14 protein-coding genes and 1 pseudogene are annotated in these 21,526 nt (G+C 64.8%); 2 read left to right on the forward strand and 13 right to left on the reverse strand.

Annotation, left to right across the window (positions count from 1 at the left end; translation table 11 throughout):
- The first annotated feature begins 30 nt into the window (after positions 1-30).
- Positions 31-1,356 (forward strand): bifunctional folylpolyglutamate synthase/dihydrofolate synthase, encoded by a 1,326-nt coding sequence (locus ACVWWD_RS09995; protein WP_023772335.1) that lies wholly within the window; start codon positions 31-33, stop codon positions 1,354-1,356.
- A 221-nt stretch (positions 1,357-1,577) separates the two neighbouring features.
- Here the strand turns inward: ACVWWD_RS09995 and ACVWWD_RS10000 are convergent, their stop codons facing one another.
- From ACVWWD_RS10000 to ACVWWD_RS10060, 13 genes and pseudogenes are all read right to left on the reverse strand, one after another.
- The gene (locus ACVWWD_RS10000; RefSeq protein WP_015314367.1) at positions 1,578-1,859 is read right to left on the reverse strand and encodes a cupin domain-containing protein; all 282 of its coding nucleotides are present in this window, start codon (positions 1,857-1,859) and stop codon (positions 1,578-1,580) included.
- A 131-nt stretch (positions 1,860-1,990) separates the two neighbouring features.
- Positions 1,991-2,314, reverse strand: coding sequence for a thioredoxin (gene trxA / locus ACVWWD_RS10005; RefSeq protein ID WP_015314366.1), 324 nt, complete (start codon positions 2,312-2,314; stop codon positions 1,991-1,993).
- A gap of 74 nt (positions 2,315-2,388) precedes the next feature.
- Complete coding sequence (addA, locus tag ACVWWD_RS10010) at positions 2,389-5,895, reverse strand: double-strand break repair helicase AddA (RefSeq protein ID WP_457103048.1); 3,507 nt, start codon at positions 5,893-5,895, stop codon at positions 2,389-2,391.
- Entirely contained in the window at positions 5,892-9,026 is a 3,135-nt protein-coding gene (gene addB / locus ACVWWD_RS10015) for a double-strand break repair protein AddB (protein WP_457103049.1), read from the reverse strand. Before addB ends, addA begins: the two co-directional genes overlap by 4 nt.
- Complete coding sequence (locus ACVWWD_RS10020) at positions 9,023-9,751, reverse strand: nucleotidyltransferase family protein (protein WP_352552413.1); 729 nt, start codon at positions 9,749-9,751, stop codon at positions 9,023-9,025. The genes addB and ACVWWD_RS10020 overlap by 4 nt, the downstream gene beginning before the upstream one ends.
- On the reverse strand, positions 9,748-11,259 hold the full coding sequence (gene tsaE / locus ACVWWD_RS10025) for a tRNA (adenosine(37)-N6)-threonylcarbamoyltransferase complex ATPase subunit type 1 TsaE (RefSeq protein ID WP_352552415.1): 1,512 nt from the start codon (positions 11,257-11,259) through the stop codon (positions 9,748-9,750). The genes ACVWWD_RS10020 and tsaE overlap by 4 nt, the downstream gene beginning before the upstream one ends.
- Before the next feature lie 8 nt (positions 11,260-11,267).
- Entirely contained in the window at positions 11,268-13,811 is a 2,544-nt protein-coding gene (locus tag ACVWWD_RS10030; RefSeq protein ID WP_352552417.1) for a sensor histidine kinase, read from the reverse strand.
- A 188-nt stretch (positions 13,812-13,999) separates the two neighbouring features.
- The gene (gene ahcY, locus ACVWWD_RS10035) at positions 14,000-15,400 is read right to left on the reverse strand and encodes an adenosylhomocysteinase (RefSeq protein WP_457103050.1); all 1,401 of its coding nucleotides are present in this window, start codon (positions 15,398-15,400) and stop codon (positions 14,000-14,002) included.
- Between the two features lie 191 nt (positions 15,401-15,591).
- Positions 15,592-15,888 carry an HPr family phosphocarrier protein gene (locus ACVWWD_RS10040; RefSeq protein ID WP_015314359.1) on the reverse strand — a complete coding sequence of 99 codons (297 nt, stop codon included), beginning with the start codon at positions 15,886-15,888 and terminating at the stop codon, positions 15,592-15,594.
- Positions 15,885-16,286, reverse strand: coding sequence for a PTS sugar transporter subunit IIA (locus ACVWWD_RS10045; RefSeq protein WP_010912939.1), 402 nt, complete (start codon positions 16,284-16,286; stop codon positions 15,885-15,887). Before ACVWWD_RS10045 ends, ACVWWD_RS10040 begins: the two co-directional genes overlap by 4 nt.
- Before the next feature lie 164 nt (positions 16,287-16,450).
- Complete coding sequence (locus tag ACVWWD_RS10050) at positions 16,451-16,897, reverse strand: HPr kinase/phosphorylase (RefSeq protein ID WP_023772344.1); 447 nt, start codon at positions 16,895-16,897, stop codon at positions 16,451-16,453.
- Positions 16,898-16,921: 24 nt separating this feature from the next.
- A pseudogene (locus ACVWWD_RS10055) lies at positions 16,922-18,707 on the reverse strand (sensor histidine kinase).
- 83 nt (positions 18,708-18,790) lie between these two features.
- Entirely contained in the window at positions 18,791-19,492 is a 702-nt protein-coding gene (locus ACVWWD_RS10060) for a response regulator transcription factor (protein WP_010912942.1), read from the reverse strand.
- Positions 19,493-19,825: 333 nt separating this feature from the next.
- Between ACVWWD_RS10060 and ACVWWD_RS10065 the strand changes: the two genes are divergently transcribed.
- Positions 19,826-21,436: a phosphoenolpyruvate carboxykinase gene (locus tag ACVWWD_RS10065; RefSeq protein WP_352552426.1), complete on the forward strand. Its 1,611-nt coding sequence runs from the start codon at positions 19,826-19,828 to the stop codon at positions 21,434-21,436.
- Positions 21,437-21,526 lie beyond the last annotated feature (90 nt).

Here is a 21,526-nt window from a genome sequence, read left to right on the forward strand (position 1 = left end):
TCTGGCTCCAGGCCATGCACGGGATTTGCCATGACGACGCTTGCCGCGGACCGTGAAATCGAAGCCCTGATGGCGCTTCACCCGAAGGGCTTCGACCTTTCGCTCGACCGCATCTCGCGGCTGTTGGAGCGATTGGGCAATCCGCAGGACCTGCTGCCGCCGGTCATCCACATCGCTGGCACCAACGGCAAGGGTTCCTGCGCCGCCTTCTCGCGGGCGCTGCTGGAAGCCTCCGGCCGGCTCGTCCATGTCCACACCTCGCCGCATCTGGTCAGCTGGCACGAGCGCTACAGGCTGGCCGCCGAAGGCGGCGGCAGGCTGGTCGACGACGACATATTCGCGGAGGCCATTGCCCGCGTTGCGAAGGCCAATGCAGGCCAGAAGATCACCGTCTTCGAAATTCTCACCGCCGTCACCTTCATTCTGTTTTCGGAACATCCGGCCGATGTCGCGATCATCGAGGTCGGTCTTGGCGGCCGTTTCGACGCCACCAATGTCATCGCGCGGCCGGCCGTGTCGGTGATCATGCCGGTGTCGATGGACCATGAGGCCTATCTCGGCGATCGCGTCGAACTGATCGCGGCCGAAAAGGCCGGGATCATGAAGCGTGGCTGCCCGGTGGTCGTCGGCGCGCAGGAAAGCGAGACGGCGCTACAGGTGCTGATCGACGCGGCCGAGCGGCTGGAATGCCCGACCCTCGTCTACGGGCAGGATTTTCTCGCTTTCGAGGAGAACGGCCGCATGGTCTACCAGGACGATGATGGGTTGATGGATCTGCCGGCGCCGCGCCTGCCCGGTCGCCACCAGTTCGCCAATGCGGCCGCCGCGATCGCCGCCGTCAAGGCGGCCGGCTTCGAGATCGCCCACCGCGCCGCCGAGAAGGCAATGACCAACGTCGCCTGGCCCGGCCGCATGCAGAAGCTGGCGCAGGGCCGGCTGGCGGAACTGGCGCCGAAGGGCGCCGACATCTGGCTCGACGGCGGCCATAATCCCGGTGCCGGCGTCGTCGTCGCCGAAGCGCTGGCCGAGCAGGAAGAAAAAAACCCGCGTCCGCTCTTCCTCATTTCGGGCATGATCAACACCAAGGACCAGGCCGGCTATTTCCGCGCCTTCAAGGGCCTCGTCCGGCATGTCTACACCGTGCCCGTGAGCATGAGCGATGCCGGTGTGCCGAATGACGAACTGGCGATCCGTGCCACGGAAGCCGGGCTGACGGCCGAGCCGGTAAGCTCCGTCGCCAGCGCCCTGATGCTGCTGCGCGACACCTGGGACGGCCCAACGCCGCGCATCCTGATCGGCGGGTCGCTGTACCTGGCCGGCACGGTTCTCGCCGAGAACGGCACGCCCCCGACCTGAGGCCGTCCATTGCCTCGTTATCTCAGGGCGTAGAGACGCAGCGCTGACGCCAGGATCCATGCCGCGACTTCAAAGCGCCGCAGCGGTACAGAATTTCCTTCCGCTGTATTCGTCGATGGCCGTCACGGCATGGACTTGGGTCTTCCCGACGGAGCTTCGCACCTGCTTCGCCCTGGTATGGACGAAGTTGGGGAGGTTTCGGTCAACGTCAGAGGTGCCGCTTACTTCAGCTCGATCTCGATAAAAGCGTACTCACCCTCATTGGCGCTGACGACGTCGTGTTCCACTCCCTCCTTGCGGAAATACGGCGCGCCTTTCTTCATCTCGGCGAAGGTTTCGCCGTCCTTGGTGACCAGCTTCAGCTTGCCGTCCATCAGTGGCACGACGACGTAGTCGTGGCCGTGGCGATGCCAGCCGGTATTGTCGCCCGGTTGGAAGCGGTATTCGGTGACGATGACGCGCTCGTTGTCGATGAAGACGGTGGCCTTGGCGGATCCGGTCATTTTTCTCTCCCTGCTTCTGCTGCCAACAGAGGACATGGAGTGCCCCGATGTGAGGGCCAGAGCGGCGCACCGATGACGCCAACAAAAAGCCCGGCGCGATGGCCGGGCTTTTGCTTCGAATTCAGATGGGATCAGGCAAGATTGCCATTGACCCAGTGCGACAGTGCGGTCTTGGGCGCGGCGCCCACCTTGATGTCGGCCACTTCGCCGCCCTTGAAGATCATCAGCGTCGGGATCGAACGTACGCCAAACTGGGCGGCAAGCTCGGGATTCTCGTCGATGTTCAACTTAGCGATCTTGACCTTGGCGCCGAGCTCGGTGGCAATGTCCTCAAGCGCCGGTGCGATCATCTTGCAAGGACCACACCATTCCGCCCAGAAATCAACCACAACCGGCACCTGGGCATTAAGCACGTCAGCCTGGAAATTGTTCTTGTCGACCTTGACGGTGGTCATGCGGAAATCCTTTCGAAATTTTTCGTCCCACCAAATGTGGTGGTTGTCGCGCCCTTCTTCAAGCAGTTCTTGTGTCACGCTCCCGTGAGTCGGGCAAGGGCGTCGTCCATGGCCCGGGACGGCAGTTCGATCAGTCTTGGCGCTTCGGTGAACAGCAGGGCTGCCTTGACCTCCCGCCGGGGATAAAGCGGCTGCAGCAGGGCGCGATAGAGCGCGAGCTGAAGCAGATAGGCCGGCGGGACTTCCGCCAGGGAGGCGGGTGCGGGCCGGTTGGTCTTGTAGTCGACGATCGAGACCGCATTCGGGGCCACCGCCAGCCGATCGATCTTGCCGGAAATGGAGCGGATTTTGCCCTTGACCTCCAGGCTGCCCATGATCGCGACCTCGGCGCGCGAGGAGGGCGCGAACAGTTGGCCGAGGCCGGAGTCGGAAAGGATGGCGATGACCGATGCCAGGGCCTTTTCACGCTCGCCCTCAGGCCACGCCGCACCCGTTCGGGAGAGATAACGCTTCGCAGCGTCCTCCCGTGCGTCCTCGGCGATGCCGGGCAGCATCTGCAGCAGTTTGTGCAGGGCGAGCCCGCGCAGCACGGCAAAACCTGGCTCGGCAGCGGCGTCCAACACCGGCGACGCCTTGTCGACAACCCCTTCCTTGCCTTCGTCGATCAGCGCCGAGGCGCCCGACGGTGACAGGGGGCGCGGCAGGTCCTCGAAAGGCGGCAAGGGCCTGAACAGGGTCGCCGGCAAGGGGCCGAAAGCATCGGTCTGCCGCGCCTGTTCGCCCGGACTTGGCGCGACCGGCGGCAGTTTGGTGACGTGGAAACGGTAGACAGGCTCCCCGTCGGCAGGATGCGGACGCTGTTCGCTTTCGGGCGCGGCGCTCAGCGCGCGGCTGACGATAGAATGCCAGGTGCCGGCGTTCGGCGCCCGCTTGCCGTGATAGCCGCAGACGATAAGCCGGTCCTCGGCACGCGTCATGCCGACATAGAGCAGCCGGCGGTACTCGTCGTCGGCGAGTTCGCGGGCGCGAGCGGCGGCCGTCTTCGAGAAGCCGTTGGCGACGTCGCTGGCCGAACGCCAAAGATAACCCCTGCCGTCCCAATGTCGGCCTGAGCCGTCGAAAGGCATCAGGCGCGGCAAATGCTGGTCGCTGAACGGGGCGGAACCGCCGTCGACCAGGAACACCACGGGCGCCTCGAGGCCCTTGGCCGCGTGCACGGTCATGACCCGGACCTCGTCACGGGTCTGGTCCATCTCGCGCTTGATCTCTGGGCCGGCGTTTTCCAGTGTCGACAGGAAGGCTTCCAACCCGGGCAGGCCGGTCCGCTCTTCGGCAAGACAGAAGCTCAGGAACTCATCGAGAATATCGCCGGCTTCCGGCCCGAGCCGCGCAATCATCTTGCCGCGTACGCCATCGCGCGCCAGCAGGGCAGCATAGAATTCGAACACCGGCTTGAAGGCGGCCTCGTCAGCCCAGGCGTCGAGTCGCGCGACGACGGCCGCGAGCGTTTCGCTTTCGCCGGCGTGCTGGCGTAGCGATGCCGCCAGCGACACGCCGGGCGGCCGTTGCGCGGCGAGCGTGAACAGTGTCTCTTCCGGCAGGTCGAAGACCGGGCTGCGCAGCAGAGCGGCGAGCGACAAGTCGTCCTGCGGCTGCATCAAAAGATGGCCGAGCGCGATCAGGTCCTTGACCGCAATATGGCCCGACAGGCTCAGCCGGTCGGCGCCGGCAACCGGGATGTCGCGGCGCTTGAGCGCGCGGGTCAGCGCGTGGACGAAGCTGTCGCGCTTGCGCACCAGCACCAGCACGTCGCCCGGCCGCAGCCGCTTGCCACGGCCCTCGATGATTTCGCCCTTGCCGATCCAGCCGGCAATGGTGGCCGCGACATTCTCGGCGACGCGTACCGCCGGCGCATGGGCATGGTCGATCGCTTGCGCCCAGTCGTCGGGCTCGTCGACGGCCTCGGCACCGATCGACGGCCAGACCTCGACATAGCCCGGCGCATCGGTGCGGATCGCCTTGTGGTTCAGCGGATCGGGATCGTGGCTGATGCCGCGCCGCACGATGGGATCGGCAAAGACCCGGTCGACGGCGGCCAGCACATCGTCCGTGGAGCGGAACGACCAGGTCAGCTTGAGGTCGGCGAAGGACGCTTCGGCATCGCGCACACGCCCGGCGAACAACAACCGGCTGTCGGCGAAGGAGTCGGGTGCCGCACCCTGGAAGGAGTAGATCGACTGCTTCTCGTCGCCGACGGCAAAGACCGTGCGGTGGACCCGGTCGCGGCCACCGAAGCCGGCAAAGAATTCTTCCGCCAGCCGCTTCACCACCTCCCATTGATCCGGGCTGGTGTCCTGCGCCTCGTCGAGCAGGATGTGATCTATGCCCTGGTCGAGCTTGTATTGCACCCATGGGCCGGCATCGGGCCGCGCCAAAAGGTTCACCGTGCGGGTGATCAGGTCGTTGAAATCGAGAAAGCCGCGGCCGCGCTTCAGCACTTCGTAGCGTGCGATCAGCCAGCCGGCGATGGTCAGGGCCGCAGATGTGCCCTCCAGCATCCGGAATAGCGCCAGCCGGTCGACAGTCTCCATGATGGCGGTGGCGGCCGACACATAGCGCTCGGCCAGGTCAGGCAGCCGGTCGGTGAGCGCCTTTTTAAACGCCTTTGCCGGATCATAAGGATCGCCATCGGTCTTGAGGAAGGCTCTTGCAAGCAACTGCAGCCGGCGGACAGGGTCGCTCTCCGCGAAGGCCTGGCGCGCATAGGGCAGGATGTTGTTCAACACCGACCTGGCGTCGGTGGCTTCGGCTGCCTGGGCAAAGCCGGCAAAATAGTCCGGCAGGAAGCCAGGCAGCGGCCATACAGATGCCGCTATGCCTTCGGCGGTCTGGCCGGGCTGGAAATGGAATTCATCGAACAAGGGCTGGAAGCTGTCACGCCCGACAGCATCGAGGAAATCGCGCAATCCCTCACGCTTGCGTACGATCTCGCCGAGCAAGGCATCGAGACCGGCTTCACCGCCGCGTTCCAGGATAGCGGCGAAGGCCTCCGCCAAAGTCCTGTCGCCGGCGGCGGAGATCATCTCGCGGCGCGCGGCGGCAAAAAGCGAGGCCTCCATCTGGCTGTCGAGCATTTCGAAATGGGCGGGGATGTTGGCTTCCAGAGGGAACTGATGCAGAACGGATTCGCAGAAGGCGTGGATGGTTTGGATTTTCAACCCGCCAGGCGTCTCCAGCGCCTCGGCGAACAGGCGGCGGGCGCGGCGCATGGTGTCGCGATCGGCCCGGCGCCCTTCCAGCGCCTCTATTCTGGCGGCCAACTCCAGATCAGCCAGCGATGTCCATTCCGACAGCGTGGAGAAAACCCGGTTCGACATGTTGGCGGCCGCGGCGCGCGTATAGGTCAGGCACAATATCTTCGAGGGATCGGTGCCGTTGAGCAGCAGCCGGATGACGCGCTGGGCCAGCACGTGCGTCTTGCCCGATCCCGCATTGGCCGACACCCAGGCCGAATTGCCGGGATCGGCGGCCCGGGCCTGGCTCGAAGCCGTATCGCTCGGGATCGGATAGGTTTTTTTCATGCCTCCCCTCCCTCATCCCCGGCGTCGCCGCCGGCGGACCATTCGAGCACGCGGGCGAGGTGGTCGTAATCGCCATCGGTTTCACCTTCGCGAAACGGCAGCGCCCGCGACAGATATCCGGTCGCCGGGTCGGCATAATGGATCAGCAGTTTTTCCAGCCGCGCCCAGGCCTCTTCGGCAAGATCGGCGGCGGTGCGTGGTTGGCGGTTGTGTTCCAGTATGGACTCTTCGAACACCTCGCCATTCGGCTTCAACCTGATGAAGGCCAGTTGCGACGGTTCGCGCGCGCCCAAATCCTTGAATGCGCCACGCCTGAGCAGCGCCCCTTCCAACGCCAGTTGCGGCGCCAGTAGCGTGTGGGCCTGTGCCTTGGAAGGCGAGGAACCCGTCTTGTAGTCCAGAATGTCCGCCATGCCGCCGGCCAGCAGGTCGACACGGTCGGCATAGCCGGACAGCGTTACGCCGGACTGTCCGACCACAGTCTTGCCGGCGCGCTCCTCGGCATGCCGCTGGATCACCGCGTCGGCGCGCGTTCGCTCCCATTCGATGATGTTGGCGGCGAGCTTTTCGAACCGCGGCCACCACACCGCCTCGACATCCGCCGGAAGCACCGCCTCGGCAAAACAGGCGCGGCCGGCGGCGATGAGCCCGGCCAATGCGTCCGGCGCGCGCGGGTCGGCCACCTCGGACGAAAAGAGATGCAGGATGGCGTGAAACAGTGTGCCGCGCTCCGCCGCACCCGGATCGCGGACGAGCGGATCGAGCGGCGTCAGGCCAAGGATCCTCCGGGCATACACGGCGTAGGGGTCGCGGCGCAGCGTCTCGATCTCGGTGACGGAGAAATGTGTTGGGCGGACCGAGAGCGGCGGCTTCGGCTGCGGCCGTGGCGCGAAATCCCGCTTCGGCTCTGTGTCGAGCGCACGCGCCCAGGCGAGCAGCTCATCGCCGCGCCGGCGCAGTGCCGCCGCCTGATCGTTGCCGATGAAGGTGAGCAGCCGCTGCAACCAGCGCGACGGCACGGCCGGCGCGTCGCCGGCACGCGCCGAGCGGGCCAGCACCACACGTCTCGCGCCCATGGCCATCTGGAAATCATGCGCGGCAAGCCCGATGCGCCGCTCCGGCGGTTCGAGGTCGATGCCGGTCTTCATCAGCCGCGACATGAAGCGGTCGCTCTCCGGCTTGCGCGGCCAGACCCCTTCGTTGAGCCCGCCGATGACCAGCGTATCGACATCCTGCAGCCGCGCCTCCAACGCGCCCCAGATGGCAATGTTCCTGTCGGTGCCTTGCGCCGGCTTGACGGTCTCGGGCGCGATCAGCGCCTCCATCACATCGGGCCATTCGATTGCCGCGAACGACAGCGGCGCCGAAGCCGCGACCAGCCCGCGCAGCAGTTCGGCGAGCTTTTCGCCGGCATCGCCGGCGTAGAGTTCGCCAAGACCACCGTCGGCCGAACGGCCGAGATTTTCCAGGGCAGCGACGCTGGCCTCGACCAGCGCGGCAAGGCCGGCCTCCGCCTGGCCGCGAAAGGTCGAAAGCGGCGCCAGCGCGTCCGCCAGGCGTGCGAGAAGGGTCCGCGCGACCTCAATGGAGCGCACGGTCAGGCGGGCAAACCAGAACGGCGGCCGGCTGCCGTCGCCTAGCCCGGTGAGGCGGGCCTCGAAAAGATCCGGCAGCGAAGCGATGTCGGGGCGGCCGGTGCCGCCGCGCAGCGCCACCAGTTCGACCAATTCCGCCGCGTGGCGCACGTTGACCCGTTCCAGACCCAGGCCAAGCAGGGGATGCTTGAGCAGCGACAACAGGGCGACCGGATCGCCTGGCCGGAACACCGCTTCGAGCGCCAGTCTGAGCAGGCTGGCCGCCGGCGTGTTGGACAGCGGCGTGCCGCCGGAATCGTCGGCAATGACACCGAAGCGCTTGAGCTCAACCGAGACGCGGCGTGCCAGCGCGCGGTCACCAGTGACAAGCGCCGCTCTCTGGCCTGGCTCTTCGACCGCGCGCTTGAGCGCGACGGCGATCGCGACGGCTTCGTCGCGCTCGCTTGCCGTCTCCAGCAGCGTCACGTCGGCGAAGGCGCCAGCGATATCGGACGCTGAAAACCCGTTTCGTGTTTCCGCCCACAATTCCGTGGTCTCGGCCGGCCGCAGCGCCTCGCCGACAAGGGCGGCGCGGAGCGCGAGCTTCGGCGCGGACGCACCGATCTCCTCGACATCGCCGCGCAGCACGCCGATCTTGCCGATGAGCTTTGCCAGGCCGTATTGCGGATGGCCCAGCACGGCTGGACGCGCGCCGGGAGCGACGAGAGCCTGGAAGGAGGCTTCGTCGAGCATCTGGTCCAGCCCGGGCAGCACGATGGCACCGCCGTACAGGCCGGCGATGGTCGCAAGCAGTTCCGCCGTGGCGGGTATGGAGCCGGTGGACCCCGCGGCTATGACCGGCCCGGCGGGTGGATTGCGCCGCAGCCGCGCGGCCTCGGCACGGATCAGGGCGCTGCGATGCGCGGCTGGGTTGGAGCGGTCGCTCTCTGCGAGGAATTTCGGCCAGGCATCGGTGACGATGCCGAGGAATTCGAGCGTGACCTGCCACCATCCGGCAAGGTTGCCGCTGACGAGGCCGGCAAGTTTAGCCCAATCGGTGCCTTCCGTCTCGATCTCGTCCATCAGCCCGGCCAGATCGCGCGCCAGCCAGATCGCGTCGGCGGTGGAGGCTGGGACGACGATCTCCTCGGCGAAGAGGGCCGCGACATGGGCGGGCAACCGGCGTTTCCACGCCCGCACCAGTGGCGTCAGCAGCAACAGGCGCTCGGTGGCGGCGATCGCGGGCGCGAGATCGATTGCCGCTATTGGATCGGCCTCGAATGCGGCCTCATCCTCGTCGAATTCGCCGAGCGGCCGGATCACCGGCAGGATCGCGGAACCGCCGCCCCCGCGCGCCTTCAGGCTGTCGACAAACACGCCGCGCAAGGCACGTGCGGCCCGGCGCGTCGGCACATAGATGGTAACATCGGCCAAAGCGAGGGGGTCACCGTCGAACCGAAACCCGGGGACAAGGCGGCCGTCAAGCAGCGCCTCGGCCAGCGTCGGCAGAAACGGCGCTCCGGAGGGAATGGAGAAAACGCGGCTCGAGCCGCTCATTGCGATCCGATGAGTGCGGCGGCCACTGCGTCTTCGGCGAGCGGAATGGCATCGGGCGTGCCGACGGTTATCCAGTGGCCATGCATCGGCATGCCGAACAGGCGGCCGGCGGCAATCGCCTTGTCGAAATAGGCATTGAGCGAATGCGGTTCGGCGGGTGCGTTTTTGAACAGGCGCGGATGGATGATCGCGGCGCCAGCATAGATCAGGCCAGCGGGGTCGCCTTTTGAACGCCGCAGGGCCCCATCCGGCGCAACCAGGAAATCGGTGCCGCCACAGTGCCCTGTCGCCTGATAGAGATCCGCCAGCATCAGCAGAATATCCATTTTCGCGGCGTCCCATGCAAGGGCAAGCCGCCCGAGATTGAGCGGGCCGTGGTCGATCCAGAATGTGTCGGCGTTGAGGATGTAGAACGGCCCCTGGCCGAGCTCCGGCAGCGCCTTGACGATGCCGCCGGCGGAATCGAGCAGTCGGTCGCTCTCATTGGAAATAACGATGCGCGGCGCGCGGCGCGCGGCGACATGAGCGACGATCTGTTCGGGAAGGTAATGGACATTGACCACCGCCTTGCCGACCCCGGCCGCGGCCAGGCTGTCGAGGCCCCAGTCGAGCAGCGTCTTGCCGGCGATGCGGACCAGCGGCTTGGGGATGGCGTCGGTGATCGGCCGCATGCGCTTGCCGAGCCCGGCGGCAAGGACGATGGCGGTGTCCGGCTTCGTTGTCACAGCGCTCGTTCCTCCAGCAGCCCGTGCGCGCTATGGAAATTCCGCAAATCGGCGAGCGCGGGATGTGACAGCGCCCGCTTGAGATAGTCGCGGATGCGCGGCAGGTGCCTGAGATAATAGGGCTTGCCGTCACGTTTTTCGAGGCGCACGAAAATGCCCAGAATCTTGGAATTGCGCTGCGCGGCCATGATCGCATAGGCTTCGAGGAAGCGTTCTTCGTCGAAGCCGCCTGCTGCATGACGTGCGGCGACATAGGCGTCGAGCGTCCGCTTCTCGATCTCAGGTGCCATGGTGACGCGGGCGTCCATGGCGAGCGAGGCGACGTCATAGGCGCAAGGCCCGATCAGCGCGTCCTGGACGTCGACGATGCCGAGCCGGTCGAGGCCGGACCGCTCGCCGCGCCAGATGATGTTGGGCGAGTGGAAGTCGCGCAGCATCAGCGTGTATTCGCTGCCTTGCAGCCGCTCGAGAAGCCCATTCCATATCTTGTGATAGCCGGAACGCAGCGCCTCGCTTGCCGGCTCGCCCGATATCGCCGGCACGTACCAGTCGATCAGCAGGTCCGCCTCGATCAGCATGGCGTCGCGATCGAAGGGCGGCACGTCATGGACGATGCCGGGAGCCGCCTCCATGCGGTGAGGCCAGGCCTTGCCGTGCATCATGGCAAGCAGTTGCGCCGCCGCCTCGTACCGTTCGGCGACCGGCTCGCCATTGCCGTCGAGGAAACCTTCCGAGCCCAGATGCTCGAGCAGCAGGAAACCCTGGTCGAGATCTTGCGCGTCGATCCTGGGCACCGCGACCCCAGCGGCCAGCAGCGCACGGTCGATCGCGACGAAGGCGGACACCGACTGTGCCGTATGGGCGATCACGGCGTAGGGTTTGCCGTCGCGCACGGGCGGGCCGAGCACCAGCCGCGGCGAGTTCATCAGCACGCGTGGCGCCTCGCCGGCAAGCGTTACGATCTCGTAGGAGCGGGCCGAGGCATCGCCGATGAAATGCCGGCGCTGCGCTTGCCCCCAGCCGGCGCTCTCCAGAAAGCCGCGCATGGCCAGCGAGCGCGCGACACGGTCGAAGGTAACGCCTTGCCCCGACAGTCGGGCCAGCCGGCCCTCGCCATGTTGGACGAGTTCGATCAGCACCGTCGCCTTGGGCAGATAGCCGTCAGCCCGTTCGGGCCATTCGATCAGGGCGGCACCTTGCGCCAGCGCCTCCTCGAAGCCGAGTTCGTCGAGCTCGGCCGCTGAGGTCAGGCGGTAGAGATCGAAATGGTGAACCGGCACGCGGGTATCGTAGCTCTGTACCAGCGTGAAGGTCGGGCTCGGCACCTCGAGACCGGCATCGTCGGCCAGCGCCCGGATCAGTGCCCTTGCCAGCGTCGACTTGCCGGCGCCGAGATCGCCCTTGAGCGCCAGCAGGTCGCCCACGCGGAGCGCCAACGCCAGATCCTCGCCCAGCCGCGCTGTCTGGGTCTCGTCGGCGAGCAAACGCTCCAGCACCGGTTCCGTCATCGAGCGCGCTACTCGGCCGCTGCGCGGATACCCGGCACGTCGGGAAAGGTGCAGATGACGGTCGTGCCCTTGTCCTTGCCGGTTTCGATGCGAACGGCGCCGCCATGCAGTTCGACAAAGCTCTTGACGATCGACAGGCCGAGGCCGGCGCCGCGCCGGCGGCCGCCATTGGCGCGCGGCTCGAAGCGGCGGAACACCGAATCGAGCACATCCGGCGGCATGCCGGGCCCGTCGTCGTGAACCGAGAACTCGACCCCGTCCGCCAGCTGGCGACAGGCCAGCCGGATGGTGCTGGCCTCCGGCGCGTAGTTGGCGGCGTTGCTGAGCAGATTGTAGAGGATCTGGCGGATGCGCGTTTCGTCGCCATGGAATGTCTTCGGCGCGGCGGCGGCATCGACCGCGAGCCGTATCGAATGCTCCTCCAGCCGGTCGGCGACAAGCTCGGCGGCAGCCGCGATGGTGCGGTCGACATGCACCTCGGAAATGTCGAGCTGCATGATGCCGGCATCGACGGTCGCCAGGTCGAGTATGTCGTTGACGATGGTCAGCAGCACCGAGGAGGACGAGCCGACATGTTCGACATATTCGCGCTGCTTCTGCGTCAGCGGGCCGGTCGCCGGCAGCGACAGCAACTCGGTGAAGCCGATGATGTTGGTCAGCGGCGAACGCAGTTCGTAGGACACATGCTGCACGAAGTCGTTCTTGAGCTGGTCTGATTTTTCTAGCGCCTCGTTCCTGTCCTTGAGCGCGCGTTCGACATGGACGCTGTCCGTGACGTCGACGAAGGTCATCATCACTTGCCCGTTGGGCAGGGGAATCACGGCATAACGCAGCACGGTGCCGTTGTTGAGCTCGGTCTGGCCGTGGCGCTCGCTGCGCTCGTCGTCGAAGCCGGTGATGGCGGCGACGAAGCCGGGCCAGGGGCTCTCGATCGCCTGCCGATCGCTGAGCTCGCGTATGATGGATACGTGTACATTGGGCTTGGCGGCTTCCGTGCCCAACCCCCACAGCGTGGCAAAGGCTGGGTTCGACAGCCGCAGCCGGCCGTCGGGGCCGAACACCGCCACGCCTTCGGCCAGATTGTCGAGCGTTTCGCCCTGGACCCGGACCGCGGTGCGGTAGCGGCTTTCGAGATCCATCTTCTCGGTCAGGTTCTCGAACACCCAGGTGACGCCCCCCTTGGGTTGCGGGTTGGCAACGACGCGAATGGTCTTGCCGTCCGGCAGGTGCCACCAGTGTTCCTGCGATTCGACCGCACGATAGGCGCCGAGCAGGCCCTCCTTCCAGCGGCGCCATTCCGGCTGTTCGGCGATCTTGCCCTCGCTGCGCAGCCGGTCAAGTAAAAGGGCGTTGTCGGGCGCGCTGTGCAGGAAGCCGCTGTCGAGCCCCCACAGTTTCTGGAAAGCCTGGTTGAAGAAGCGCAGCTTCTCGTTCGTGTCGAAGATGGCGACTGCCGTGTTGAGCTGGTCGAGCGTATCGGCATGGCTGCGCACGGTCCGCTCATATTCGGCGCGGATGGCCTCGATGGCGCTGGTGTCGCAGGCAAGGCCGGCCGAACCGTCGGCGCCGGCAAAGTCGGTGACGGCAAACACGCGGCGGTCGCCTTCGATCACCGTCGAAAGCGATTGCTCGAACACCGGATGCGACTTGTGCTGGGTGGCGATGGCCTCGCGCGCCTGGCCGCCGAGGAACTCCTGGGCGTCACGCACGGCGGCTTCAGCGTTCTCGGCTTCGACCGCGTCGGCATAGGCCCGGTTGACCCATTTCAGCCGGCCGTGCTCGTCACGCAGCCATGCCGGCATCTTCAGCGCCTCGAGCAGGCCGATCATCGTGTCATGGTCGGCGGCTAGCCGCTGGTTGTCGATTTTGAGCCGGGCCTGGCTGCGCTGTGTCTCGGACAGCGAGACAAAGCGCACCAGCACATGGGCCGCGCTCTTGCGGCCATGCACTTCCAACGGAGCGCCGGCCTGCGATTCCACCACCAGGTCGAAAGGCCTGCCTTTTTCTCGCAAACCCGTCACGGCATGTTCAAGTGCCGCCGCCGAGCGCGGCATCAGCCAGCGCCCAAAGGCGAGGAATGCCGCCCGTTCCTCCGGCGCGCCGCTTTCGGTCGGCAATGTGCCGATGAGGTCGGGTTTCTTGTTTTCCGAGGCCCAGACGACCACGCGCTGGTCGCGCAGATTGAGCAGTGCTTCCGAACGTCGCAACGCCGCGCTGATATCGGTGACGCGGCCTCTCAGCTCGACATTTTCCGCCGAGATGCGCGCGCGTTCGCGAATGAGAACGATGGCCGATAGGAATGCCGCTCCCATCACACCGGCAAAGACGGCAAGCTGCATGACCTCGATCGTGCTGACCGAAAGGCCGGCAGCCACTTCGGCGCCCTGGGCGCATGCAGCCCCGCCAAGCAGCGGACCGGCAAGTATGGAGCCGGCAAGCAGCAGCCCCGCGCGGCCACGCCACCGTGCCCGGGTGGCGGAGCCAGTGGTCCCTGAATCCCGATGGCCGCCGGAAACGGCCTGTCCCGCGTGAAGCGGGTTTTCCCCCGGCATGTCTTGGTCCTCTTCGCCGCCTGAATGCAAGACCGCCCTGACGCGTCCGCCGGTCCTCGCCCCCGGACCCGCGAATCACAACAATAGCGCCTGCTGGAATCGGCGTGAAGAATCATTCGGCGCAAAAAATAATGCCGGGCAAAAGTCAATCGCCCGGCATCAATATCTTGTAGCAAATTTGGCTTTGGTTAATAGCGGTAGTGTTCCGGCTTGAACGGCCCCTGCGGCGTGACGCCGATATAGGCGGCCTGCTCGCCCGACAACTCGGTCAGGCGGGCGCCGAGCTTGTCGAGATGCAGGCGTGCGACCTTCTCGTCGAGATGCTTGGGCAGCACATAGACCTGGTTCTGGTACTGCTCGCCCTTTGTGAACAACTCGATCTGCGCCAGCACCTGGTTGGTGAAGGAGGCCGACATGACGAAGCTCGGGTGGCCGGTGGCGTTGCCGAGATTGAGCAGACGGCCTTCCGAAAGGAGTATCATGCGCTTGCCGTCCGGGAAGGTGATCATGTCGACCTGCGGCTTGACGTTGGTCCACTTCAGATTGCGCAGCGATGCAACCTGGATCTCGTTGTCGAAATGGCCGATGTTGCCGACGATCACCATGTCCTTCATCGAGCGCATGTGGTCGAGGGTAACCACATCCTTGTTGCCGGTTGTGGTGATGACGATGTCGGCGGTTGGTGCCGCATCTTCCAGCGTGACCACTTCAAAGCCGTCCATCGCCGCCTGCAGCGCGCAGATCGGATCGACTTCGGTCACCTTGACGCGGGCGCCCGCGCCCTTGAGCGAGGCGGACGAACCCTTGCCGACGTCGCCATAACCGCAGACGACCGCGACCTTGCCGGCCATCATCGTGTCGGTGCCGCGGCGGATACCGTCGACCAGCGATTCCTTGCAGCCGTATTTGTTGTCGAATTTCGACTTGGTGACCGAATCGTTGACGTTGATGGCCGGGAAGGGCAGCAGGCCCTTCTTCTGCAACTGGTAGAGCCGGTTGACGCCGGTCGTCGTCTCTTCGGTGACGCCGCGGATCGCTTCCTTCTGTTTGGTGAAGAAGCCCGGCGAAGCCTTCAGGCGCTTCTTGACCTGGGCGTAGAAATATTCCTCTTCCTCGCTCTGCGGATTGGACAGCACGTCCTCGCCGGCTTCGGCACGGGCGCCGATCAGGATGTACATGGTGGCGTCGCCGCCGTCATCGAGGATCATGTTGGAGAGTCCGGCATCGGCCCACTGGAAGATCCTGTCGGTGTAGTCCCAGTACTGTTCGAGGCTCTCGCCCTTGACGGCGAAGACCGGAATACCGGTCTCGGCGATAGCCGCGGCGGCGTGGTCCTGGGTCGAGAAGATGTTGCAGGAAGCCCAGCGGATATCGGCGCCGAGCGCCTTCAGCGTCTCGATCAGCACCGCCGTCTGGATTGTCATGTGCAGCGAGCCGGTGATGCGCGCGCCCTTGAGCGGCTTCTTGGCGCCGAATTCCTCGCGGCAGGCCATCAGCCCCGGCATTTCGGTTTCGGCGATATCGAGTTCCTTGCGGCCCCAGCCGGCAAGAGAGATGTCGGCGACCACATAATCCTTGCTACCCGTCATGGCAGTGCTCCGATGCGAATTGTCTTGCTGTGAATTGATCGTTTGGCTTGCGAATTGGTTGCGGATGCACCCGCGCCGGTCGGCGCGTCGAAGGGCGCGAATTGCCGGCCTGACTAGCAGATCGGGCTTCGCACGACAATGGGATATAAAGAAATCTTTATTCGTGCATGTCTCGGAGACTGACTTCCGGGTCAGCACTCCTCGCCGAAACGGGAGGCGACGAGCTGCTCCAGCGCGTCCATGACCTCGAGCGCCTCCGGACCGCTGGCGGTGACGCGGATCGAGTATCCAGGGCTGGCCGCCAGCATCATTAGGCCCATGATCGAGGTGCCGCCGACCTTGACGCCGTCCTTCTCGACATGGACCGAAGCGTTGAAACCGCTGGCAAGCTGGACGAATTTCGCCGAGGCGCGCGCATGCAGGCCGCGCTGGTTGACGATCGGAAACTCCCTGACGATCTGGTCCTTGTCAGGCGACAGCGTACTCATTTGCTGCTCAAAAGCTGGCTGGCGACGTTGATATATTTGCGGCCCGCGGCTTGCGCTTCATCGAGCGCGGCCGCCATGTTGTCGCCCTTGCGGATCGACGACAGTTTGATCAGCATCGGCAGGTTCATGCCGGCGATCACCTCGGTGCGGCCGGACTCCATTACCGATATGGCAAGGTTGGAGGGCGTGCCGCCGAACATGTCGGTCAACACGATCACACCCGCCCCCGTATCGACACGGGCGACGGCGTCGACGATGTCGCGGCGACGCTGCTCCATATCGTCGTCGGCACCGATCGCCACGGTTTCGAAATTGTCTTGTGGCCCGACGACATGTTCGACGGCATGTCTGAACTCGGTGGCCAGTTGACCGTGCGTTACAAGCACGAGTCCGATCATTCTTTGGTGGCTCCCGTCATCGCCGCTTCACAGGCGCATTTTATGCTCGCCAGCCAATCCAGGCGGCGGGAGCGCTATCTTGTCGACGCGCGGCCCGTTGACAAGCCCAAAATTGCGCCGGCCCACGCCATTTTGACGCATTGCAGCAAAAAACCCAGCGCGGATCATAGAAAAGGCGGGATCGACAGCCGCGCCATCACTGCGAGCGAGGCGGCCGCGACATTGCGCTCTGCCAAATCGATGCGCGCCACCGCGCAGCCGGCGATGTCGTCGCTTGCATCCTCCTGGAAGCGTGCGATTTCGCCGGCCGGCAACAGGCGCACATGCAGATCGACGACGCAGGCCGGTTCGAACGGCAGGGACCGTGGCCCATGTCCCGGCACCTCGGCAAGGCCCTCGATGGTGGCGGGCGCACGGCACACCAGCCGCCCGGCGTGGGCTTCGACGAAAAGCTGATCGTCGCCGACGAGCCGCGAGAACAATCCGCGCTGCAGGCAATGGCTGATCAGCGTCAGGGCCAGCGTTGTCTTGCCCGACCCGGATGAGCCGCTGATGAGAATGCCGCTCTCGCCGATCAGCAGCGCCGTGGCGTGTATGTTGTCAGGCTGCACGTCGCGATCCTTGGCGATTGGCGGTCATCCCTCGGCCGGGAGCGTCACCACGAAGCGTGCGCCCTTGATCTCGCCGGGCTTGATGCTTGGTATGTTTTCGGCGGTCAACGTACCGCCATGGGCCTCGACGATCTGCCTGGAGATGGACAGGCCAAGGCCCGAATTCTGGCCGAACGCCTCGCCGGCGGGCCGGTCGGTGTAAAAACGTTCGAAGATGCGGTCGATGGCGTCGGCGCGGATGCCAGGACCGTTGTCGTCGACGGTCAGGATGTTGAACTTGCCGGCGCGCGCCAGCGACAGACTGATTTGGCCATGGTCCTCGGGAACGAAGGAACGAGCGTTTTCGATCAGATTGGTGATGACCTGGCCGATGCGCAGATCGTGACCGACGACGACATAGCCCTTGGCGCCCTGCGGCAGCTTGGCGACCTTGAGCTCGATCTCGACCGCCTTCTTGTTGCGCGTGGTTTCACGCGAAACAGCGACAAGGTCGGTGACGAATTTCTTCAGGTCGACGGTGCCGGCATCTTCGCGCGCCAATTCCGCGTCGAGGCGCGAGGCGTCGGAAATGTCGGTGATGAGGCGGTCCAGCCGTTTCACGTCATGCTGGATGATCTCCATCAGGCGCGCACGGGAGGTGTCATTCTTCGCCAGCGGCAATGTTTCGACAGCACTGCGCAACGACGTCAGCGGGTTCTTCAACTCATGCGAGACATCGGCCGCGAAGCTTTCTATCGCCTCGATGCGCGCATAGAGCGCGTTGGTCATGTCGCGCACGGCAATCGACAGATTGCCGATCTCGTCCTGGCGGTCGGAAAAGTCGGGGATTTCCTCCGCGGCTCTTGACGCCGCGACGAACCCGTACGGCCGCCGCCGACAGCCGGCGCAGCGGGTTGGCTATGGTGGATGCCAAAAGCATCGACAGGATGGCTGTGACGAGCGCCGCGATGCCGAAGACGCGCAGGATCGCCTTGCGTTCGGCGGCGACGATCTTGTCGATATCGCCGCCTTCGGTCGACAGCATCAGCACACCGAGCACGGCGCGAAAACGCTGAATTGGCACCGCCACCGAGACGATCTGCTCGCCCTGTTCCGAGACGCGCACAATGGTCGACGGACTGCCCGTCAACGCCTTGACCACTTCCGGGAAGGCGGCGCCGTTGCCGCCGGGCTGTTCGTGATAGACCGGCAGGTCGGTGTTGCGGAAGAAGTCGAAGATGAACTTCTGGACGCGCTCGACAAGGTCGGGCTCCTCTTCCTCGACCGGCGGCAGATCGTAGCGCAGGATCTGACCGCGCGAATAGAGATGGCGCGAATCGAGCAGCAAATTGGCGTCGCGGTCATAGATGCGGGCTCGGGTGCGAGTCGGCGAGATCAGCCGCCGTAGCACCGGCGCCACGCGCTCGGGATTGATCGGAAAATCCAGATTGTCGAGTTGGTCCGAGCCAGGCCCCAGGCTTTCGCCGGCCTGCAGCTCAAGCAGTTTTTCCGGGTCGATGCTGATCGAATCCGTCTCGACCGTCGCCGAGGCCGCAATCGCGCCAGCGATGATTTCGCCTTGCGTCATCAGGCTTTCGACCCGCGCGTCGATCAGCCCGTCGCGGAAGGTGTTGAGATAGAGGATGCCGGTGACGAGCACCGCCAGCCCGGCGAGATTGAGGAAAAGGATACGCCGCGTCAGGCTGGAAAAGATATGGTGGCCGAGGAAGCGGCGCATCGGCACGGTGATTTTCGACACGAAGGAAGGCATGATGCGCGACGGCCGCCTGGCGGCGCCCGCCGGTCTTGTTCGCTGTGCTTCCACTGCCATCGAATAGCAGCTCCCGCTAGTCCCAGGTTTGAAGTATGTCGCAGCCCCAGACTAGGGACCGCTTTCGCTCGACATACATCAAATTACGCTTCGCGGAACCGATATCCGACTCCGTAAAGGGTTTCGATCATCTCGAAGTCGTCGTCGACAGCCTTGAACTTCTTGCGCAGCCGCTTGATGTGGCTATCGATCGTGCGGTCATCGACATAGACCTGCTCATCATAGGCAGAATCCATCAAAGCATCACGGCTTTTTACCACGCCGGGACGCTGCGCCAGCGAATGCAGGATCAGGAACTCCGTGACGGTAAGCGTCACCGGCTCGCCCTTCCAGGTGCAGGTATGGCGTTCCTGGTCCATGACGAGTTGGCCGCGTTCGAGCGAGCGGGCCTGCTGGCTCGGCGCTTTTGCCGCGGCCTCGCGGGCACTGGCACGGCGCAGCACGGCGCGCACCCGCTCCACCAGCAGGCGCTGCGAGAACGGCTTGCGGATAAAATCGTCGGCGCCCATCTTGAGACCGAACAATTCATCGATCTCGTCGTCCTTGGAGGTCAGGAAGATCACCGGCAAGTCGGATTTCTGACGCATCCGGCGCAGGAGCTCCATGCCGTCCATGCGCGGCATCTTGATATCGAGGATGGCGAGATTCGGCGGCCTGGCGGCCAGGCCTTCCAGCGCGGACGCACCATCCGTGTAGGTTTCGACACGATACCCCTCGGATTCAAGGGCGATCGACACCGACGTCAGAATGTTGCGGTCGTCATCGACAAGCGCGATTGTAGCCATTTCAAGCGGCTCCCTCATGGGCTGTCCCTTCTGTCGTAGAGAAGGGGCTTTTGCAGGACAAATTAGGTACAAAATGTGGCATAGGCCGTAACCGCTGTCACGCGCGGGGTGCCGCCGGCCACAATCCGACCTTGACACGCATTGGACGAACGAAGCTCGCCAATCCGTGAAACTTTTCGCATATATAAACGATTTAAACAACTTTCAAAATATTTAAATCGATTAATGATTTGATATCATTTGGCTTTTCTGGTTCTGACCATCATAGCCTGCTTAGTGGGTGTGCCGGAAATACGCCGGCAAAGATGCGGCAAATCTTGAGAAGGGTCATCAATGTCGGAAGTCGGCAAACGCAATCCTGCCTGCGCGATCGATCGTATCGATCTGAAAACCTCCGGGACGGTGCGCTACAATTTCGGCGCGGCCGCGCTCTACGAGGAAGCAATCCGGCGCGGTGAAGCCCGCCTGACCGCGAATGGAGCGCTGCTCGCCGAGACCGGCCAGCACACCGGTCGCTCGCCCAAGGACAAGTTCATCGTCCGCGACGCCGCCACCGAGCCGCAAGTCTGGTGGGACAACAACAAGGCGATCTCGCCCGCACAGTTCGACGCCTTGCTCGCCGATTTCAAGGCTCACGCCGCGGACAAGGACCTCTATGTGCAGGATCTGGTCGGCGGTGCCGACGCGGAGCTCAAGCTGCCCACCAGGGTGATCACCGAACTTGCCTGGCACTCCTTGTTCATCCGCAACCTGCTCATCCGTCCCGAGGCGGCCGAACTCGAACACTTCGTGCCTGGGATGACGATCATCGACCTGCCGTCCTTCCGCGCCGATCCCGCCCGTCACGGGAGCCGCACCGAGACGGTGATCGCCGTCGACCTAACGCGCAAGATCGTGCTGATCGGGGGCACCTCCTATGCCGGCGAGATGAAGAAGTCGGTGTTCACCATGCTCAACTACCTCCTGCCGGAGAAAGACGTGATGCCGATGCACTGCTCGGCCAATGAGGGACCGGCCGGCGATGCCGCCATCTTCTTCGGCCTGTCGGGAACCGGCAAGACCACGCTGTCGGCCGATCCGTCGCGCACCTTGATCGGCGATGACGAGCACGGCTGGGGTCCGCACGGCATCTTCAATTTCGAAGGCGGCTGCTACGCCAAGACGATCAAGCTGTCGGCGGAAGCCGAGCCGGAGATCTTCGCCACCACGCAGCGCTTCGGCACCGTGCTGGAAAACGTCGTACTCGACGCCGATGGCGTGCCGGATTTCAATGACGGCCGGCTCACCGAAAACACACGCTGCGCCTATCCGCTCGACTTCATACCCAATGCCTCGAAGACCGGGCGCGCCAGTCACCCGAAGAACATCATCATGCTGACCGCCGACGCTTTCGGCGTGATGCCGCCGATCGCCCGGCTGACGCCGGCGCAGGCGATGTATCATTTCCTTTCCGGCTACACGGCCAAGGTAGCCGGAACGGAAAGGGGCGTGACCGAGCCGGAAGCGACTTTCTCGACCTGTTTCGGCGCGCCGTTCATGCCGCGCCATCCGTCGGAATACGGCAATCTTCTGCGCGAGCTCATTGCTCGCCACGGCGCCGATTGCTGGCTGGTCAACACCGGCTGGACCGGCGGCGCCCATCGCACCGGCAAGCGCATGCCGATCAAGGCGACGCGCGCCTTGCTCGCCGCCGCCCTCGACGGCTCGCTGCAGGCAGGCGCTTTCCGCACCGACGCCAATTTCGGCTTCGAGGTGCCGGTGGCTGCGCCTGGTGTCGATAGCGCCATCCTCGATCCGCGCTCCACCTGGATGGACAAGGCTGCCTATGACCGGCAGGCGGCAAGGCTGGTGGGCATGTTCGCCGTCAACTTCGAGAAGTTCGAAAGCCATGTCGACGCCGTAGTGCTGGGCGCAGCGCCCCGCATGCAGGAAGCGGCGGAGTAATCGCCAAGGCATCGTTGTGGCCAGGCACCATCGGAGGCCGGGTTTCGATCGGGCCTTTTCTTTTTCGGCTCGCCGCGCCATGACTGCGGC

Source organism: Mesorhizobium sp. URHB0026 (assembly GCF_054059755.1).

Coding starts and splice junctions, on each gene's coding strand:
- ACVWWD_RS10000 (WP_015314367.1), bottom strand. CDS start 1,859: ATGACCGGATCCGCCAAGGCCACCGTCTTCATCGACAACGAGCGCGTC.
- ACVWWD_RS10030 (WP_352552417.1), bottom strand. CDS start 13,811: ATGCCGGGGGAAAACCCGCTTCACGCGGGACAGGCCGTTTCCGGCGGC.
- ACVWWD_RS10060 (WP_010912942.1), bottom strand. CDS start 19,492: ATGGCTACAATCGCGCTTGTCGATGACGACCGCAACATTCTGACGTCG.
- addA (WP_457103048.1), bottom strand. CDS start 5,895: ATGAAAAAAACCTATCCGATCCCGAGCGATACGGCTTCGAGCCAGGCC.
- ACVWWD_RS09995 (WP_023772335.1), top strand. CDS start 31: ATGACGACGCTTGCCGCGGACCGTGAAATCGAAGCCCTGATGGCGCTT.
- ahcY (WP_457103050.1), bottom strand. CDS start 15,400: ATGACGGGTAGCAAGGATTATGTGGTCGCCGACATCTCTCTTGCCGGC.
- ACVWWD_RS10065 (WP_352552426.1), top strand. CDS start 19,826: ATGTCGGAAGTCGGCAAACGCAATCCTGCCTGCGCGATCGATCGTATC.
- trxA (WP_015314366.1), bottom strand. CDS start 2,314: ATGACCACCGTCAAGGTCGACAAGAACAATTTCCAGGCTGACGTGCTT.
- ACVWWD_RS10040 (WP_015314359.1), bottom strand. CDS start 15,888: ATGAGTACGCTGTCGCCTGACAAGGACCAGATCGTCAGGGAGTTTCCG.
- ACVWWD_RS10045 (WP_010912939.1), bottom strand. CDS start 16,286: ATGATCGGACTCGTGCTTGTAACGCACGGTCAACTGGCCACCGAGTTC.
- addB (WP_457103049.1), bottom strand. CDS start 9,026: ATGAGCGGCTCGAGCCGCGTTTTCTCCATTCCCTCCGGAGCGCCGTTT.
- tsaE (WP_352552415.1), bottom strand. CDS start 11,259: ATGACGGAACCGGTGCTGGAGCGTTTGCTCGCCGACGAGACCCAGACA.